The 17,957-nt window shown below is 74.2% G+C and carries 15 protein-coding genes; 9 read left to right on the forward strand and 6 right to left on the reverse strand.

Annotated features, from left to right (window positions below; all coding sequences use genetic code 11):
* Positions 1–15: 15 nt before the first annotated feature.
* Positions 16–1,254 (forward strand): ROK family transcriptional regulator, encoded by a 1,239-nt coding sequence (locus KG102_RS04130; protein WP_208289490.1) that lies wholly within the window; start codon positions 16–18, stop codon positions 1,252–1,254.
* Here the strand turns inward: KG102_RS04130 and KG102_RS04135 are convergent, their stop codons facing one another.
* The 4 genes from KG102_RS04135 to KG102_RS04150 all read right to left on the reverse strand — a co-directional run bounded on the left by KG102_RS04135 (position 1,255) and on the right by KG102_RS04150 (position 8,029).
* Positions 1,255–2,508, reverse strand: coding sequence for a maltokinase N-terminal cap-like domain-containing protein (locus KG102_RS04135; protein ID WP_208289489.1), 1,254 nt, complete (start codon positions 2,506–2,508; stop codon positions 1,255–1,257). It abuts the gene before it with no gap.
* On the reverse strand, positions 2,505–4,271 hold the full coding sequence (gene treS, locus KG102_RS04140) for a maltose alpha-D-glucosyltransferase (RefSeq protein WP_208214685.1): 1,767 nt from the start codon (positions 4,269–4,271) through the stop codon (positions 2,505–2,507). The genes KG102_RS04135 and treS overlap by 4 nt, the downstream gene beginning before the upstream one ends.
* Complete coding sequence (locus tag KG102_RS04145; RefSeq protein WP_249667466.1) at positions 4,268–6,289, reverse strand: alpha-1,4-glucan--maltose-1-phosphate maltosyltransferase; 2,022 nt, start codon at positions 6,287–6,289, stop codon at positions 4,268–4,270. Before KG102_RS04145 ends, treS begins: the two co-directional genes overlap by 4 nt.
* A 93-nt stretch (positions 6,290–6,382) precedes the next feature.
* On the reverse strand, positions 6,383–8,029 hold the full coding sequence (locus tag KG102_RS04150; RefSeq protein ID WP_208214684.1) for an FAD-binding dehydrogenase: 1,647 nt from the start codon (positions 8,027–8,029) through the stop codon (positions 6,383–6,385).
* Positions 8,030–8,083: 54 nt separating this feature from the next.
* Between KG102_RS04150 and KG102_RS04155 the strand changes: the two genes are divergently transcribed.
* Positions 8,084–8,497, forward strand: coding sequence for a GNAT family N-acetyltransferase (locus tag KG102_RS04155; protein WP_249667467.1), 414 nt, complete (start codon positions 8,084–8,086; stop codon positions 8,495–8,497).
* 11 nt (positions 8,498–8,508) lie between these two features.
* On the opposite strand, the gene glgX is transcribed toward KG102_RS04155, so the two are convergent.
* Positions 8,509–10,698: a glycogen debranching protein GlgX gene (gene glgX / locus KG102_RS04160; protein WP_372438373.1), complete on the reverse strand. Its 2,190-nt coding sequence runs from the start codon at positions 10,696–10,698 to the stop codon at positions 8,509–8,511.
* Positions 10,699–10,794: 96 nt separating this feature from the next.
* Between glgX and KG102_RS04165 the strand changes: the two genes are divergently transcribed.
* The 3 genes from KG102_RS04165 (at position 10,795) to KG102_RS04175 (ending at position 13,100) form a co-directional block, all read left to right on the forward strand.
* Positions 10,795–11,583: an electron transfer flavoprotein subunit beta/FixA family protein gene (locus KG102_RS04165; RefSeq protein WP_208214679.1), complete on the forward strand. Its 789-nt coding sequence runs from the start codon at positions 10,795–10,797 to the stop codon at positions 11,581–11,583.
* A gap of 25 nt (positions 11,584–11,608) precedes the next feature.
* Positions 11,609–12,592: an electron transfer flavoprotein subunit alpha/FixB family protein gene (locus KG102_RS04170; protein ID WP_208289486.1), complete on the forward strand. Its 984-nt coding sequence runs from the start codon at positions 11,609–11,611 to the stop codon at positions 12,590–12,592.
* A gap of 121 nt (positions 12,593–12,713) precedes the next feature.
* The gene (locus KG102_RS04175; RefSeq protein ID WP_208214676.1) at positions 12,714–13,100 is read left to right on the forward strand and encodes a PLD nuclease N-terminal domain-containing protein; all 387 of its coding nucleotides are present in this window, start codon (positions 12,714–12,716) and stop codon (positions 13,098–13,100) included.
* 9 nt (positions 13,101–13,109) lie between these two features.
* On the opposite strand, the gene KG102_RS04180 is transcribed toward KG102_RS04175, so the two are convergent.
* Positions 13,110–14,102, reverse strand: a complete 993-nt coding sequence (locus tag KG102_RS04180; protein ID WP_208214675.1) for a phosphotransferase family protein — start codon at positions 14,100–14,102, stop codon at positions 13,110–13,112.
* A gap of 94 nt (positions 14,103–14,196) precedes the next feature.
* On the opposite strand from KG102_RS04180, the gene KG102_RS04185 reads away from it, so the two are divergent.
* The 4 genes from KG102_RS04185 to KG102_RS04200 are packed head-to-tail and all read left to right on the forward strand — an operon-like array spanning position 14,197 to position 17,892.
* Positions 14,197–15,387, forward strand: a complete 1,191-nt coding sequence (locus KG102_RS04185; protein WP_208289485.1) for a cysteine desulfurase family protein — start codon at positions 14,197–14,199, stop codon at positions 15,385–15,387.
* Complete coding sequence (gene mnmA, locus KG102_RS04190; protein ID WP_208289484.1) at positions 15,387–16,490, forward strand: tRNA 2-thiouridine(34) synthase MnmA; 1,104 nt, start codon at positions 15,387–15,389, stop codon at positions 16,488–16,490. The genes KG102_RS04185 and mnmA overlap by 1 nt, the downstream gene beginning before the upstream one ends.
* Positions 16,487–17,515: a uroporphyrinogen decarboxylase/cobalamine-independent methonine synthase family protein gene (locus KG102_RS04195; RefSeq protein WP_208289483.1), complete on the forward strand. Its 1,029-nt coding sequence runs from the start codon at positions 16,487–16,489 to the stop codon at positions 17,513–17,515. The genes mnmA and KG102_RS04195 overlap by 4 nt, the downstream gene beginning before the upstream one ends.
* Positions 17,512–17,892 (forward strand): hypothetical protein, encoded by a 381-nt coding sequence (locus tag KG102_RS04200; protein WP_208289482.1) that lies wholly within the window; start codon positions 17,512–17,514, stop codon positions 17,890–17,892. The genes KG102_RS04195 and KG102_RS04200 overlap by 4 nt, the downstream gene beginning before the upstream one ends.
* Positions 17,893–17,957 lie beyond the last annotated feature (65 nt).

Below are 17,957 nucleotides of genomic sequence, written 5' to 3' on the forward strand. Positions count from 1 at the left end.
CATGGAGGAGGACGGGTGAGCGGCTCCCAGCCGGGTCTCGGTGCCGCGCACGCGAGCAGCCGGTCGGCGATCCTGGACCTGATCCGGGCCGCCGGGACGATCAGTCGCGTCGAGCTGACCCGGGCGACGGGCCTGACCGCCGCGACGATCTCGACGGTCGTGCGCAGGCTCATCGACGACGGGCTCGTGCTCGAGGTCGGCCGCGCCGAGTCGACGGGCGGCAAGCCGCGGATGCTGCTGGAGCTGGACGCCTCTGCGCGGTACGCGGTCGGCGTGCACCTCGACCACGCCGGCATCACCTACGTCATCGCGAACCTCGGCGGCGCCATCGTGGCCCGGTGGCGGCGCCCCGGCGCGGGGTCGGACGACCCCCGCGAGGTCGTCGCCCGCATCGCCGCGGAGATCCGCACCACCGTCACGCGCGTCGGCGTCGACCCCACCCGCATCCTCGGGCTCGGCGTCGTCTCGCCGGGGCCGATCTCCGCCAGCACCGGCATGACCCTCACGCCCCCGGTCATGCAGCGGTGGGCCGAGTTCCCCCTGGCGGCCGCCCTCGAGGACGCGGTGGGGCTGTCCGTGGTGCTGGACAACGACGCGACCGCGGCCGCCGTCGGCGAGTACTGGTCCGGGGGGATCACGACCGGGTCGGCGTTCGCCGCGCTCTACATGGGCACCGGGATCGGCGCCGGGATCATCGTGGACGGCACCGTCTACCGCGGGTCCAGCTCGAACGCGGGCGAGGTCGGGCACATCTGCGTGGACCTGGACGGTCCGGTCTGCTGGTGCGGCAACCGGGGCTGCGTCGAGGCGCTCGCGGGCCCCGCGGCCGTCGTCGCGGCGGCACGCGAGGCCGGGCTCGAGCTCGCCGGGCGGGGGGTGGCCGAGGACTTCGGCTCGCTCGCCCGGGCCGCGAGCCGCGGGGACGCGCTCCCGATGGAGCTGATCCAGCGGTCGGCGCTGTACATGGGCGTCGCCGCGCAGACGCTCGCCAACGTGCTCGATCTCGAGCTCGTCGTCCTGACCGGCCCCGCGTTCGCGATCGCCGGCTCGCTGTACCTGCCCGAGATCGAGCGCCGGCTCGGGCAGTCGTTCTTCGCGCGCGGCAGCCACCCGGTCCGGGTGGCCATCTCGTCGAACGCGCCGGAGGCCGCGGCGGTCGGTGCCGCGGCGCTCGTGCTGCAGAGCGAGCTGGCGCCGCGGCAGGTGGGCGTACGGATGCCGCTCGAGCTGCCGCTCGAGGTCACCGCGGGCTGATCAGGGCCGCGTCAGGCGCTCCAGCCCTGCCATCGGGATCGGGAGCCACGTCGGCCGGTTGCGCGACTCGTAGACGACCTCGTAGAGCGTCTTGTCCAGCTCGAGCGCGCGCAGCAGCGTCTGGTCGCCACCGCCGTACCCGGCGAGCAGCCCGGCGCGGGCGTCGGCCGTCCAGTCCGCGGCGCGGTCGCCCGACAGGCCGCCGACCGCCGCGGCGTAGTCGATCGAGCGCAGCAGGCCGGCGACGTCGCGCAGGGCGAGGTCGGGCCGCGTGCGCTGGTCCAGGGGCGCGAGCGGCTCGCCCTCGAAGTCCATGACGTACCAGGTGTCGTGCGACCGGAGCACCTGGCCGAGGTGCAGGTCGCCGTGCACCCGCTGGCGCGGCGGGGCCGCGGGCAGGGCGCGGACCTCGTCGACGACCGCGGCGACGTCGTCGGCGAACGGCGCCAGGGCCGGGACCGCGGACAGCGCCCACGAGAACCGGGTGGCGACCGCACGCGCGACCTCCTCGGGACCCTGGTCACCCGCGTCGGTGCCGTAGGCCGCCACGAGGGCGTCGTGCATCGTCGCGGTGACCGCACCGAGGTCGGCAGCCAGCGAGGCGAACGACTCGCCGCGGCCCGCGTACGCGCAGGCGAGCTCGAAGCCGTCCTCGGCCGCGTCGACGAAGGCGGCGAGCACGCCGAGGTAGCCCGTGCCGGGCCTGCCGTCGGGACCGGGCCACTCGCCCTGCAGCCAGGCGAGGGGTGCGGGCACGTGCTTCCAGCCGACGCCGACGAGGTGCCGGGGGACGTCCACGTCCGGGTTCTCGCCGTGCGCGACCGCGCGGAGCACCTTGAGGATGCCGGGACGGGCGCCCGGCAGGATCACCGACGTGTTCGACTGCTCGCCCGAGATCGCCCGCGCGGCGGACACGTCCACGTCGGCGCCCGGCCCCTCGGCCGCGGCGAGCCAGGCCGCGAGGAACTCCGGACGGTCGGAGCCGTCGACGACGCTGCGGCCGTCGAGGGTCCCGATCGCGCCCTCGGCCGGACCGTCCGTCAGGACGACCGGCACCTGCAGCACCGCGTCGATGGACCCGGCGCGTGCCCGGACCAGCAGCACCGTCACGTCCGGTGCGAGCACGAACGACGCGACCGCCGACAGCTGCGCGGACTGGCCCTTGGCGGGGAACCAGCGCCTGGTGGGCAGCCAGTCGCGCAGGACGTCGAGCAGGCGCGCGTCGTCGGGGGAGGTGCGGGCGACGAGGCTCACGGGGCGGTCAGCTCCAGCCAGTAGAAGTCGCGTGAGCCCAGCGTGAACGAGGCCGACCCGTCGGCGCCGACCGGGGCGAACGGCGCCCCGCCGAACGCGTCCCGCACCGACCAGCCCACCTTGTCCGGCAGCCTCACGGTCGCGGCCCGCGCGGTGGCGGCCATGTTGGCCACCACCAGGATCGTCTCCTCGGCCGTCTGCCGGCAGAACGCCAGCACGGAGTCGTTGTCGCAGGGCAGCACGGTGAAGTCGCCGGCGCCCAGCGCGGGGTGCTGCCGGCGGACGGTGAGCATGCCGTGCACCCAGTGCAGCAGCGACGTCGGCTGCGCCAGCTGCGCCTCGACGTTCGTGTGGCTGTAGTGGTGCACCAGGGACTGGACCAGCGGCAGGTAGAGCTTGCCGGGGTCCGCGGTGGAGAATCCCGCGTTGCGGTCGGGCGTCCACTGCATCGGGGTGCGGACCGCGTCGCGGTCGGGCAGCCAGATGTTGTCGCCCATGCCGATCTCGTCGCCGTAGTACAGGCACGGGCTTCCGGGCAGCGAGAGCAGGAGGGCGTGCGCCAGCTCGATCTCCTTGCGCGAGTTGTCCAGGAGCGGGGCCAGGCGCCGGCGGATGCCGACGTTGGCGCGCATCCGGGAGTCGGGTGCGTACCACCCGTACATCGACGCGCGCTCCTCGGTGGAGACCATCTCGAGCGTGAGCTCGTCGTGGTTGCGCAGGAAGGTGCTCCACTGGGCACCGTTGTTCGGGATGGGCGGGGTGTCCGCGAGGATGTCGATGATCTGCGTCGCCCGCTGGTCACGGATCGAGTAGTAGATCCGGGGCATCACCGGGAAGTGGAAGCACATGTGGCACTCCGGCTCCTCCTCGGTGCCGAAGTAGTGCACGACGTCCTCGGGCCACTGGTTGGCCTCGGCCAGCATGATGCGACCCGGGAACTCCTCGTCGATCATCTTGCGGACCTTGCGCAGGAACGCGTGCGTCTCCGGCAGGTTCTCGCAGTTGGTGCCCTCCGCCTCGAACAGGTACGGCACCGCGTCCAGCCGGAAGCCGTCGACGCCGAGCCCCAGCCAGAACCGGCCCACGTCCATCATCGCCTCGACCACGCGCGGGTTCTCGAAGTTGAGGTCCGGCTGGTGGGAGAAGAAGCGGTGCCAGAAGTACTGCCGCCGGACGGGGTCGAACGTCCAGTTGGACGTCTCGGTGTCGACGAAGATGATGCGCGCGTCCTGGTACTTGGTGTTGTCGTCGCTCCACACGTAGAAGTCCCCGTAGGGGCCCTCCGGGTCGGAGCGCGACGCCTGGAACCAGGGGTGCTGGTCGCTGGTGTGGTTCATCACCAGGTCCACGACGATCCGCATGCCGCGGTGGTGCACCTGCTCGATGAGCTCGGTGAAGTCCGCCATCGTGCCGTACTGGCCCGCGATCGCGGTGTAGTCCGCCACGTCGTAGCCGCCGTCGCGCAGCGGGCTCGGGTAGAACGGCGGCAGCCACAGGCAGTCGATGCCGAGCCACTGCAGGTAGTCCAGGCGGTCGATGAGACCCCGCAGGTCGCCGCTGCCCTGGCCGGAGCTGTCGGAGAAGGTGCGGAGCATGACCTCGTAGAACACCGCGGTCCGGTACCACTCGGGGTCGTGGCTGAGGCCGCCGGGCTGCACGGCGGGGTGCGGCAGCGGCGGGTGGCCGTGGCCGGGCAGCAGGATCTGTGCCGTCGTGGGGGCCGGCTCGCGCGTGTGGCGCCCCACGGGAGTCGTCTCGGTCACGGCGCCACCAGGTGCACCACGTGCGCCGCCCGGACCATCGGGTCGAGCCGGACCCACACGGAGCTGCCCCACTCGTACGTGTCGCCCGACAGGACGTCGTGCGCGACCACGGGATGGTCCGGATCCAGCCCGAGCGCATGCAGGTCGAGCTCGACGATGCCCTCCCGGGTGGTCCACGGGTCGAGGTTCACGACGACCACGACGGTGTCGGCCAGACCGGTCGGCGAGTGCTTCGCGTCGAGGTGCTTGACGAACGCCACGAGGGCGTCGTCGGAGGTGGGGAGCACCCGCAGGTTGCGCAGCTGCTGCAGGGCGGGGTGCGTCCGGCGCAGCTCGTTGAGCCGACCGAGCAGCAGGTTGATGCCGATGCCGTCGGCCTTCGACCAGTCGCGCGGCTTGAACTCGTACTTCTCGTTGTCGATCTGCTCGTCCACACCCGGCCGGGGCACGTCCTCGACCAGCTCGTAGCCCGAGTAGATGCCCCACGTGGGGGAGCCCAGGGCGGCCAGGATCGCGCGCACGGCGAAGCCCCGCACACCCGTGGTCTGCAGGTAGGGCGGCAGGATGTCGTGCGTCGTCGGCCAGAACGCGGGCCGCAGCCACGCGCCCTGCTCACCGGAGACCTCCGCCAGGTACTCCTCGATCTCCTCCTTGGTGTTGCGCCAGGTGAAGTACGTGTACGACTGGTGGAAGCCGATCTTGGCGAGCGTCTGCATCATCGCGGGCCGGGTGAACGCCTCGGACAGGAAGATGACCTCGGGGTGCGCGGCGCGCACGGACGCCAGGATCCGCGCCCAGAAGTCGAGCGGCTTGGTGTGCGGGTTGTCGACCCGGAACAGCGTCACCCCGTGGTCGATCCACACCTGCAGGACCCGGCGGATCTCGGTGTAGATGCCCTCGGGGTCGTTGTCGAAGTTCAGCGGGTAGATGTCCTGGTACTTCTTCGGCGGGTTCTCCGCGTACGCGATCGTGCCGTCGGCGCGCGTGGTGAACCAGTCCGGGTGCTCGGTCACCCACGGGTGGTCGGGGGAGCACTGCAGCGCGATGTCCAGCGCCACCTCCATGCCGAGGTCACGAGCCGTCGCGACGAACGCGTCGAAGTCGTCGAAGGTGCCCAGCGTCGGCTCGATGGCGTCGTGCCCGCCCGCGGGCGAGCCGATGGCGTACGGGGAGCCCGGGTCGCCGAGGTCCGCGAACAGGGAGTTGTTGGGGCCCTTGCGGTGCGTCTCGCCGATGGGGTGCACCGGGGTCAGGTACACGACGTCGAACCCCATCCCGGCGATGCGCGGCAGGTCCAGCGCGGCGGTGCGCAGCGTCCCCGAGATCCACTTGCCGGCGGCGGCGTCGAAGCGCGCGCCCTGCGAGCGGGGGAAGAGCTCGTACCAGGAACCGGCGAGGGCCAGCGGGCGGTCGACGGTCAGGGGGTAGGCCTCGGAGCGGGTCAGCATGTCGCGCAGGGGGTGGGCGGCGAGCGCGGCGTGCACCGCGTCCGACAGCCCGGCCGACAGGCGCTCCTGCGGGGTGTCGCGCACGTCGCGCAGGCCGATGACCGCCTCCCGCAGGACCCGGACCGAGGCGCGGCTCATCGCGTCGGTGCCCGTGCGGGCGGCCGCGCGCTCGAGCAGCAGCGCACCCTCGGTGAGCATGAGCTCGACGTCGACGCCGGCCTCCACCTTGATCGCCGCGTCGTGCGCCCACGTGCCGTACGGGTCCGACCAGCCCTCGACGCGGAACGTCCAGTCACCGGTGCTCGTGGGCACCAGGCGGGCCTCGAACCGGTCCAGCCCGGGGGCGATGTCGACCATCCGGGCGCTCGTGCGATCGATGCCCGACGGGTCCGTGAGAACGGCTGTGGCACCGACGGCGTCGTGCCCCTCGCGGAACACGGTGGCCCGCACCGGGACCGCCTCACCGACGACGGCCTTGGCGGGGAACCGTCCGGCCTCGGCCACGGGGGAGACATCGATCACAGGGATACGGCCGACGGAGGTGCCGGGGGACAGGGGGCGAGTCGTCACACTCCCGAACCTATCCGTAGGTGCAGGTCGGGGGCATCTGGAGCGCGCCGCTGTGCTGAGGCGCACAGTTCCCGCGTGCCCTTGCGAGCGGTGTCAGGCGCGCAGGGCGCGGCCCACGGTGCGCCCCGTGTACAGGCAGCCGCCCAGGAAGGTCCCCTCCAGCGCGCGGTGCCCGTGCACGCCGCCGCCGCCGAACCCGGCGGCCTCACCCACGGCCCACAGCCCGGGCAGGACCTCACCGTCGGGCCGCAGCACGCGACCCTCGAGGTCGGTGTGCAGGCCGCCGAGGGTCTTGCGCGTGAGCACGGACAGCCGGACGGCCAGCAGGGGGCCGTGGGCCGGGTCGAGCAGCCGGTGCGGGGCGGCCACGCGGATGAGCCGGTCGACGACGTACCGTCGCGCCATCGCCGTCGCGACCACCTGGTGGTCCTTGCCGAGGCCCGTGGTCACCTGCCGGTCCCGGGCGACGATCGTGCGCTCGAGGGCGTGGGCGTCGATGCGGTCCGAGCCCGACAGCGCGTTCATCTTCGCCGCGAGCTCGGCGGGCGTGTCCGCCCACAGGAACTCGTCCGACCCCTCGGCGAAGGCCTCGACCGGCCCGACCGCGCCCGGCTTGACCCGGTCGAGCAGGAGCCGCAGGTCCTTGCCCGTCAGGTCCGGGTTCTGCTCCGAGCCGGACAGGGCGAACTCGGAGCCGAGGATGGTCCTGTCCAGCACGAACCACGAGTGGTCGTCGCCACGTCCGGTGATGTGCCGCAGGGAGCCGAGCGAGTCGAAGCCCGGGAAGAGGGGCGCCGGCAGGCGGTTCCCGTCCGCGTCGAGCCACAGGGAGCTCGGTCCGGCGAGGATCCGGATGCCGTGCTGCGACCACACCGGCGAGTGGTTGGTGATGCCCTCCGGGTAGTGCCACATGCGGTCCTCGTGCACGACCGCCGCGCCGGACGCCCGGGCGGCGGCGATGCCGGAGCCGTCGACGTGGTCGGGGACGCCCGAGAGCATCCGCTGCGGCAGCCTGCCCGCGGACGCCGGCCACGCCGCTCGGACGAGGTCGTGGTCGGCCCCGATCCCACCGGTCGCGACGACGACCGCGCTCGCGGACAGCTCGAACGGCCCCCGCACCGCCCGGGTGCTCGGCACGGCGCGCCCCACGGGCTCGGCGACGAGGACGTCGCCCTGCACCCCCGTGACCCGGCCGTCGGTGGTGACCAGGCCGGTCACCCGGTGCCGGAACCGCACGTCGACGAGGCCCTCGCGGCGGGCGTCGAGCAGCGCCCGCACGAACGGTTCGAGGATGCCCGGCCCGGTGCCCCACGTGACGTGGAACCGGGGGACGGAGTTGCCGTGCCCGTCAGCCAGGTACCCGCCGCGCTCGGCCCACTGCACGAGCGGGAACCAGCGCACGCCGAGCCCGTGCAGCCAGGACCGCAGGTCACCCGCGGCGAAGTCGACGAACCCCTCGGCCCATGCCCGGCCCCACCGGTCCGTGCCGTCGTCCGCGAACTCGGCGGACCCGAACCAGTCGGCGAGCGCGAGCTCCGCGGAGTCCTTGACGCCCAGGCGGCGCTGCTCGGGGGAGTCGACGAGGAACAGGCCGCCGAACGACCAGAACGCCTGGCCGCCCAGGCTCGCGGCCGGCTCCGCGTCCAGCAGGGTGACCCGGCGCCCGGCGGCGACCAGCTCGGCAGTGGCGACGAGGCCGGCGAGGCCCGCGCCGACGACCACGACATCGGAGTGCGTCATGCGACGTACCGTACGCGGGCCCGGACGCGCGTCCAGTCCCTACGATCCGGTGTGGTGACCTACGTGCTCAGCGACGCCGCCGACCGGCTCGACCTCGAAGCGATCTGGCGGTTCCTGTCGACCGAGGCCTACTGGGGGCGCTGGCGCAGCCGGGACGACGTCGAGCAGCAGGTCAGGGGCGCGTGGCGGGTGGTCGGCGCGTACCTCGCGTCCACCGGCGAGCAGGTCGGGTTCGCGCGCGCGGTCTCCGACGGCGTCGGGTTCGCGTATCTCGCGGACGTGTACGTCGACGCCGGGCACCGGGGCGCAGGACTGGGGCACCGCCTCGTCGCGGCGATGATCGACGAGGGCCCGGGCGCCGACTTCCGCTGGGTGCTGTTCACCGGCGACGCCCACGGGCTGTACCGCACGCACGGGTTCAGGGACCCGGACAGCACCGCGATGGTCCGGCCCGACCGTCGGGGCTGACCCGGCGCCCGTCAGGGCTTGTCGAGCACGTACACCCGCATGCTCAGGGCCTCCACGACCGTCGCCTCCCCGGGCTCCGCGTGCAGGGTGCCCTCGATCGCCGCGGAACGCTCCCCGGCCGGGCTCTCCCAGACGGAGTCCCACGCCAGCCGCCAGCGTCCACCGTGGTCGTCGGCGAGGACCAGGTGCACGGCGTCGAGCGACCCGTTGATGACCAGCAGCACGGTGTCCCGCTCGGGCGGCGGTGCCGTGCGCACCATCTGCAGCGTGCGGATGGCCGGGTCGTGCCAGCGGTCGTGGTCGAACGGGACGCCGAGCGCGTCGAACCACGCCAGGTCCGGCCGTTGCCCGGGCACGTGCGGGCGACCGGTGTAGAAGCGCTCGGAGCGCAGGGCGGGGTGCTCGCGGCGCAGCAGCAGCAGCCACCGGGCGGTCGCGAGCAGGTCCTCGCGCCACGGGGTGAGGTCCCAGTGCACCCACGAGATCTCGTTGTCCTGGCAGTACGCGTTGTTGTTGCCGCGCTGCGTGCGGCCCATCTCGTCGCCCGCGGTGATCATGGGCGTGCCCGCCGCGAGCACCAGGGTGGCGAACAGGTTGCGGATCGAACGCCGACGCAGCGGCGCGATGTCGACCGCGGGGTGCTCGCGGCCGACGTGCCCCTCGCTGCCGTGGTTCCAGGACCGGTTGTCGTTGCTGCCGTCGCGGTTCTGCTCGCCGTTGGCCTCGTTGTGCTTGTGCTCGTAGGCGACCAGGTCCGCGAGCGTGAAGCCGTCGTGGGCCGTCACGTAGTTGACCGAGGCGCCGGGGCCGCGCACCAGCGGGGGGTCGCTGTGGCCGAAGAGGTCCACCGACCCGGACAGGCGGGTGGCCAGGTCGCGGACCCGGTGCCCGGGCTGGCCGTGGGCCGCCCGGCCGGGGTCGGCCAGCCAGAACGAGCGGGCGGCGTTGCGGAAGCGGTCGTTCCACTCGGCGAACGGCACCGGGAACTGACCCGTGCGCCACCCGCCGGGACCGACGTCCCACGGCTCCGCGACGAGCTTGAGCCCGTGCAGCGACGGGTCGGTCGCCATCGCGACGAAGGTCGGGTGGTCGGGGGTGAACCCACCCGCGTCCCGGCCGAGCGTCACGGCCAGGTCGAAGCGGAAGCCGTCCACGCCGACGACGTCCGCCCAGTACCGCAGCGAGTCCAGGGTGAGCCGGACCACCTCGGCCCGGCGGAAGTCGAGCGTGTTGCCCGTGCCGGTGACGTCCGCGAGCGTCGCGGGCGCGCGGCCGTCGTGCGCGTAGTAGGTCGCGCTGTCCAGCCCGCGCCACGACAGGTGCTGACCGGCCAGCCCGCCCTCGCAGGTGTGGTTGTAGACGACGTCGAGCAGCACCTCGAGGCCCGCCTCGTGCAGCGCGTGGACCGCACCGCGCACCTCGGCGAGCACCGCCGCCGGTCCCGCCGCCCGCGCTGCCGCGGTCGCGTAGGCCGCGTGCGGCGCGAAGAAACCGAGGGTGCTGTAGCCCCAGTAGTTGGTCAGCCCCTTCTCGACCAGGTGGGGCTCGGAGGAGAACGCGTGCACCGGCAGGAGCTCGATCGCGGTGACGCCGAGCCCGAGCAGGTGGTCGACGACCGCGGGGTGTGCGAGCCCGGCATAGGTACCGCGCAGATCCTCGGGCAACCGCTCGTCCAGCAGGGTCAGGCCCCGGGCGTGCGCCTCGTAGACCACGGTGTGCGACCACGGCGTCCACGGGCGGTTCCGGGCGGGGTCCGGGCCGGGCAGCCGGCGGGTGTCCACGACGACCGAGTAGGGGACGTGGCCGCGGGAGTCGCGCGGGTCGGCAGGGCCGTACGGGTCGCCGGCCAGGTCCGCGCCCACGACGTGGCCGTACGTCTCCGGCGTGTGCGCGACCTCGCCGTCCAGGCCGCGGGCGTACGGGTCGACCAGCAGCTTGGCGGGGTTGTACCGGTGGCCCGCGGCGGGTTCCCAGGGCCCGTGGGCGCGCAGGCCGTAGCGCTGGCCGGCACGGACGCCGGGCACGGACGCGCTGAAGACCCCGTGCACCGGCGGGCCCAGCGGGACGCGCCGCTCGTCCGGCCCGTCGAACAGGCACAGGTCCACGCCCGTCGCGTGCGCCGCGTACACGGCCACGTCCACGCCGCCGTCCGTGACGTGCACACCGAGGCGGGGTACGGGTCGGTGCGGGGACGGGGTCACCTGCACATTGTGCGGGACGCGGGACGACGCATGTCGGGCGTCTCCGCCCCTGGACCCGGCGCCCGCGGGTGCGCACCGGGAGGTAACGTTCCGCGGGTGAGGATCGTCGTCTGCGTGAAGCATGTCCCTGACATCCAGTCCGAGCGGGCCCTGGGCCCCGACGGTCGCGTGGTCCGCGACGGCGGGGACGGCACGATCAACGAGCTCGACGAGAACGCCCTCGAGGCGGCGCTCGCGCTCGCGGAGGCGCACGGCGGGTCGGTCGTCGCTCTCACGGTCGGCCCCGCCGACGCCGCGGACGCCGTGCGGCGCGGCCTGCAGCTCGGTGCCGAGGAAGCGGTCCACGTGGTCGACGACGCGGTCGCCGGCTCGGACGTCATCGGCACCGCGCGCGTGCTCGCCGCGGCGATCGCGCACCTCGACGCGCAGGAGCACGTCGACCTGGTGGTCACGGGCATGGCGGGACTCGACGGCTTGACGTCGCTGCTGCCGACCGCGCTCGCGGAGCTGCTCGACCTTCCGGCGCTGCCGCTCGCCGCGGAGCTGACCGTCGAGGGCGGCACGGTGCGCGTGCGCCGCAACCTGGACCACGCCTCCGAGGTGCTCGAGGCCGCGCTGCCGGCCCTGGTGTCGGTGACGGACCAGGCCAACGAGCCGCGCTACCCGAACTTCAAGGGCATCATGGCGGCCCGCAAGAAGCCGATCACCACCCTCACGCTCGCGGACCTGTCGCTCGACGCCGCGCGCGTCGGGTCGCTCGGGTCCCGCACCGAGGTGCTCGAGGCCACCGCGCGCCCGGCGCGCGAGAACCGCGTGCTCGTGCAGGACACGGGCGACGCCGGCGTCCGGCTCGCCGCGTACCTCGTCGACAACTTGCTCGTCTGACGTCCCGAACCGAAGGATCGCCGCCGTGACCGCACCCGTTCTCGTGCTCGTCGACCACACCGAGGCCGGCGCCGTGCGCGCCCCCGTGCGCGAGCTGCTCACGCTCGCGCGCGACCTGGCCGGCGGCGCGGGCGTGCACGCCGCGTGGGCGGTCGACGGTGTCGAGCCCACCGCCGACGTCGTCGCCGAGCTCGCCGCCCTGGGCGCCACGCACGTGCACCGCGTCGTCGCCGACGCGGACCTGCACCTGTCGGCCGTGCTGTCCGAGGCGATCGCCTCCCTGCTCGACGCCACCGGCGCGGGCCTGCTGCTCGTGGTCTCGTCGTTCGAGAACAAGGAGATGATCGCCCGGCTCGCGGTGGCCACCGGCGCGGGCGTCATCACCGACGCGGACGGCCTCGCCCTGGTCGACGGCCGGTACGTCGCGACGAAGACCGTGTTCGCCGGAACGTGGACCACCGCGTGCGCGATCACCGCGCCGCTGGCGATCGTCGCCCTCAAGCCCAACTCGGTGCAGCCGGTCCGCGTGGACGCGGCCGCCGCGCCGCAGATCGGCGAGCACGTGGTCGCCGTGAGCGACAAGGCCCGGCGCGTGCACCTGGTCGAGCGGACCGAGCGACCCGCGAGCGGGCGGCCGGACCTCGGCAGCGCGAGCATCGTCGTGGCCGGTGGCCGCGGCACCGAGGGCGACTTCTCGGTGGTCGAGGAGCTGGCCGACGCGGTCGGGGGCGCGGTCGGCGCCACGCGCGTGGCCACCGACGAGGGCTGGATCGGGCACGACGCCCAGATCGGCCAGACCGGCGTCACCGTCGCACCTCGGCTGTACATCGGCGTGGGCGTCTCCGGCGCGGTGCACCACCGCGGTGGCATGCAGGCGTCCGGCACGATCGTCGCCGTCAACTCCGACCCCGACGCGCCCATCTTCGAGATCGCGGACTTCGGCGTGGTGGGCGACCTGTTCACCGTGGTCCCGCAGGCCGCCGCGGAGATCCGCCGCCTCAAGGGCTGACTGGTCCGTCCGGGTGACGGGCTGACGCGGTCGGCGAATCCCCGGACGGGCCCGCGCGTGCTCCGCTAGCGTGCGCGTGGGTCCCGGCCGCCGCACGCCGGGCAGCGTGCCGAGGAGAGCCGTGATCCGCTACCTGCCGTTCCTGATCGAGGCCGCGCTGCTGGTCTACTGCCTCATCGAGTGCATCCAGACCGACGTCCCGCGCAACCTGTCCAAGACGACGTGGGTGTTCGTGATCATCCTGCTGCCGATCGCGGGCGGAATCGCCTGGCTCGTCGCCGGGCGCCCCGAGCGCCGGCCCGCCCGGGACGTCCCGTGGCCGTCCACGGGGACCGCCGGGTTCCCCGAGTACGAGCGGCCCCGCCGCACGTCACCGGACGACGACCCGGAGTTCCTGGCGGCCATGGGCGCCTCGGACGACAAGCACGAGCAGATGCTCAAGGACTGGGAGGCGCAGCTGCGCGACCGCGAGCACAAGCTCAAGGACGAGCCGCGCGACCCGGCCTGACGCCCGCGCTCAGGACAGGTCGCGCAGCCAGCGGATCGTCGCGACGCCCTGCGCCGCCTGGAACCGGCGCAGGTTCGGGATGCCGAGCGGTGCCGGCTGGCGTGAGCTCCACGTGAAGTAGCCCGACAGCCCCGCCAGGCCCGCCCGCAGGGCGTCGTCGTCGACGCCCTCCGACACGGCGTTCGCGCGGAAGAGCGTGGCGGGGTCGCCGCCGCCCTGCAGCGCGACGCTCGGCAGCATGAACGCGAGGTCCAGCCAGGGTGCGCCCACGCTGGCGTGCGGCCAGTCGATGATCCAGACGCGGTGGTGGTGGTCGGGGTCGATCATCACGTTGTCCGCGCGCAGGTCGCCGTGCACGAGCGCGTCGCCGGCGCACACGCGCAGGGACTCCTGCTCCCAGCGGACGAGCTGCTCCACGTGGTCGAGCGCCCAGCGGCCGATGCCGCCGCCCATGTCGGCGAGCTGGTTCTGCGTGGCCGCGTCGAGCGCGTGCAGCTTGCGCCATCCGGTGAAGTCGTCGGCCAGCTGGTCGTCGGTGCGGGGCAGCGAGTGGCCAGGGAGGGGTTCGGCGTCTGCGAGCGCTCCCACGGCGTCCGTGACGGCGCGCAGGTCCTCGGGCCGCCACGGCAGCTCCGGGGAGCGGCCGTGCGCGACCTCGAACCCGAGGATCACCCAGTCGCCGTCGTCGGACGACCACAGCAGCTTCGGCGCCGGGACCTGGGGCGGCAGCGCGTGGGCGACGCGGATCTCGGCGCGGGCCAGGTCGGGCGAGACAGGGTTCTGCTCCCCGGAGACCGCCTTGACGAAGACGCCGCGGCCGTCGGCCAGCTCGAGGACGGCCGCGAACCCGGGGCTGAAGCCGCTCGTCGCGCTGGTCTCGGCCGTGACCTGGGCGCCCGCGAGCTCGGTGATCCGCGCGCGCACGTGCCGGGGGAGGTCGCGCCAGTCCAGCCGCTGGCCGCTGAAGGCGAGCGGGAGGGCTATGACGTCGTCGGCACTCACGCGCCACATCCTGCCAGTACGCAGGTGGTGCACGGGTGGTGGTTTCACGGGCCGTGGGCCGGGCGTGCTCCCGGGGTTCGTAGACTGGAGCGCGATGAGCGTGTATCTCGACCATGCGGCGACCACGCCGATGGTCCCGGAGGCCGCGCGGGTGCTCGCCGAGCAGCTCGCGCGCACCGGCAACCCCTCCTCGCTGCACGCCTCCGGCCGGGCGGCTCGCCGCACCGTCGAAGAGGCCCGGGAGCGGCTCGCGGCGGCCCTGGGCGCCCGGCCGAGCGAGGTCGTCTGGACCTCGGGCGGGACGGAGGCGGACAACCTCGCCGTCAAGGGCATGTTCTGGTCCCGGCGCAGCCAGGACCCCCGTCGACGCCGCCTGCTGGTCTCCGCCGTCGAGCACCACGCGGTGCTCGACCCGGCGTTCTGGATGGCCGAGCACGCCGGTGCCGAGCTGGTTCTCCTCCCGGTCGACGCGGACGGGGTGCTCCAGGTCGACGCGCTGCGTGAGGAGCTCGAGCGCCACGGCGAGCAGGCCGCACTGATCTCGGTCATGTGGGCGAACAACGAGATGGGCGCCCTGCAGCCGCTCGGCGACGTGGTCGAGCTCGCGCGCCGGTACGGGGTGCCCGTGCACGCCGACGCCGTGCAGGCCGCGGGGCAGGTCCCCGTCGACTTCGGGGCGTCGGGGCTCGACGCGATGACCGTCACCGGCCACAAGGTCGGCGGTCCGGGCGGTGTGGGTGCGCTGTTGGCCCGCCGCGGGCTGGACCTCACGCCGGTGCTGCACGGCGGCGGGCAGGAGCGCGGCGTGCGGTCCGGCACGCTCGACGCGCCGCTGATCGCGTCGTTCAGCGTCGCGGTGGACCTGGCCGTGGCGGAGCAGCCCGCGTTCGCGGCCCGGGTCGGTGCCTTGCGCGACGCCCTCGTCGAGGGCGTCGAGGCGCTGGTGCCCGACGCCGTGCTGCGCGGGCCGCGCACCACGGCCGCGCGGCTGCCGGCCAACGCGCACCTCACCTTCCCCGGCTGCGAGGGCGACTCGCTGCTGTACCTGCTCGACTCCGCGGGCATCGAGGCGTCGACGGGGTCGGCGTGCCAGGCGGGCGTCCCCCGGCCGAGCCACGTGCTGCTGGCGATGGGTGTCGACGAGGTGGCCGCGCGCGGAGCGCTGCGGTTCAGCCTGGGGCACCCGTCGACGACGGACGACGTCGAGGCGCTGCTCGCGGTGCTGCCCGGAGTCGTCGACCGCGCCCGCGCGGCGGGTCTCGCCACCGTCGGGTCGGTGTCCTGATGCGCGTGCTGGCAGCCCTCTCCGGAGGGGTGGACTCCGCCGTGGCGGCGGCCCGCGCGGTCGATGCAGGGCACGACGTGGTCGGGGTGCACATGGCCCTGTCCCGCACGCGGGAGCAGTTCCGCACGGGATCGCGCGGGTGCTGCTCGATCGAGGACGCGGGGGACGCGCGCCGCGCGGCCGACGTGCTCGGCATCCCGTACTACGTGTGGGACCTCTCGGAGCGCTTCGAGGAGACGGTGGTCGCCGACTTCGTCGCGGAGTACGAGGCGGGCCGCACACCGAACCCGTGCGTCCGGTGCAACGAGCACATCAAGTTCGCCACGCTCCTGGACAAGGCAGTCGCCCTCGGCTTCGACGCCGTCTGCACGGGCCACTACGCCCGCATCGAGACCCGTGCGGACGGCACGCGCGAGCTGCACCGCGCGCACGACCCCGCCAAGGACCAGTCCTACGTGCTCGCGGTGATGGGACCGGAGCGCCTGGCGCGCTCGATGTTCCCCCTGGGCGACGTCGCGTCCAAGGAGCAGACGCGCGCCGAGGCCGCCGCTCGCGGCCTGTCGGTGTCGGCCAAGCCGGACTCCTACGACATCTGCTTCGTCGCCGACGGCGACACCCAGGGCTTCCTGCGCGCGCGCCTGGGCTCGCAGCCCGGTGAGATCGTCGACGCCTCCGGTGCCGTGCTCGGCCAGCACGACGGCGCGTACGCGTTCACCGTCGGGCAGCGCAAGGGCCTGTCGATCGGGCGGCCGGCACCCGACGGTCGTCCGCGGTACGTGCTGTCGGTCGAGCCGGTGCAGAACCGGGTGGTCGTCGGCTCCGCCGAGGACCTCGCGGTGCACAGCGTCGTGGCGGACCGCGCCGTCTGGTTCGCAGGCCCGGAGGCGCAGTTCGCGTGCGCGGTGCAGGTCCGCGCGCACGGAGCCGCGGTGCCGGCGCACGCGACCGTCCGTGACGGCGTGGTCGAGGTCGTCCTCGACTCGCCGGGGGACCTGCGGGGCGTCGCGCCCGGCCAGTCCGCCGTGCTCTACGACGGCACGCGCGTCCTGGGCCAGGCCACCGTGACCGCTGCGCAGCGCGCCGCCATCGGCGCCGCCCGGTGACCGGGGCGCGGCCGGGCGTCACGGGCAGCGGACCCTGGCCCGGGCTGGACGTGCTGGAGGCGCAGACGGTCGTGGTCGGCGACCTCGTCGACGTCCCGTCCGAGGTGGCCGGCCTGCCGTTCACCGTGACCCTCGCCGAGCGCGGACCGTGGAGCGACCGTGTCGGGCGGACGTCGTCGCTCCTCGCCGAGCTGCCGACCGAGCTGGGGCCGCACGGCTGGAAGCTCGCCGACCGGCCGAGTCGCGACCTCGCACGGGCGCACGCGTACCTGCGGGAGGACGTCGACGCGCTCGCGGTCGCCGCGCACGGGTGGGACGGGCCGTTGGTGGTCCCCGTGCTGGGCCCGCTGACGCTCGCCGCCTCGCTCTACCTGGCCCGCGGCGACAAGGTGGTGTCCGACGCGGGGGCGGTCCGCGAGCTCGCCGCGTCCCTGGCCGCCGGCTTCGCCGAGCACCTGGCCACGATCCGCCGGTCGGTCCCCGGGGCGCAGCCCACCGTGCTGCTGCACGAGCCCCTGCTGGCACAGGTCATGGCCGGGGTGCTGCCGTCGTTCTCGGGGTACTCCGCGCTGCGCTCGGTGCCCGGACCGGTGGCCGCCGAGCGGATCCGGGAGGTCGCCGCAGGCATCCGCTCGGTCGAGGGTGCGCGGGTCGTCGTGCACGGCGGGACGGCGTGGACCTCGCTCGGCGCGATCCGGGCGGCGGGCGTGGACGGGTTCGCGCTCGCGGTCCCCGCCCTCGACGAGCGGAGCTGGGAGAAGGTGGCGGAGGCCGTCGAGGGCGGCCTCGCCTTCTGGCCGGAGCTGGCCCCTCAGGCGTCGTCGCAGTGCGCCGGCCCGGACGTGGTGGGCCAGGCCGATACGCTCACCCGGCCGTGGCGGTCCGTCGGGCTGCCGATGACGAGCCTGCGCGACGTCGTGCTCGTCGCGGGGCCCGTCGCCGGGAGCAGCCCGGACGACGCCCGGGGCGTGCTGGCCGGGCTGGTCCGGGCCGCGCGGATCGTGGCCGAACGAGCGGAGGCATGACCGTGGTGGGTGCACCTGCACAGCCGAGCGTGAAGCGCGCCCTGGCGCTCCTGGTGGCCTCCGGGGCCGCGATCGTCGGGATGGTGCTGCTCGTCGTCTGCTACACCGGCATCGGCGTGGCCACGCTGACGTCCGCGACCGATGACATGCACCCCTGCGTGGCGGCGTACTCCGCCGGGACCGACTCCGCGACGGTGCGGTACACCGTGGTCCCGCCGCAGGCGGTCTGCACGTGGGACGTGGCCGGGGAGCCGACCGAGGTGGTCGTGGCGTCCGCGTCCACCGCGCTGTTCGCCACCGCCGCGGTGCTGGTGGTGGGCGGGGTGCTGGTGTGCGCCGGGCTGCTGGTCTCCCAGCGCCGCAGCCCTCGGCCCTGAGCGCGGGCCGTTCGCGCTCGTCCCGCGTGGGCGCCGTGACCGGTGTGGGCGGGGGGCGCGATGAT

Source organism: Cellulomonas fengjieae, from assembly GCF_018388465.1.
GTDB classification, from domain to species: domain Bacteria; phylum Actinomycetota; class Actinomycetes; order Actinomycetales; family Cellulomonadaceae; genus Cellulomonas; species Cellulomonas fengjieae.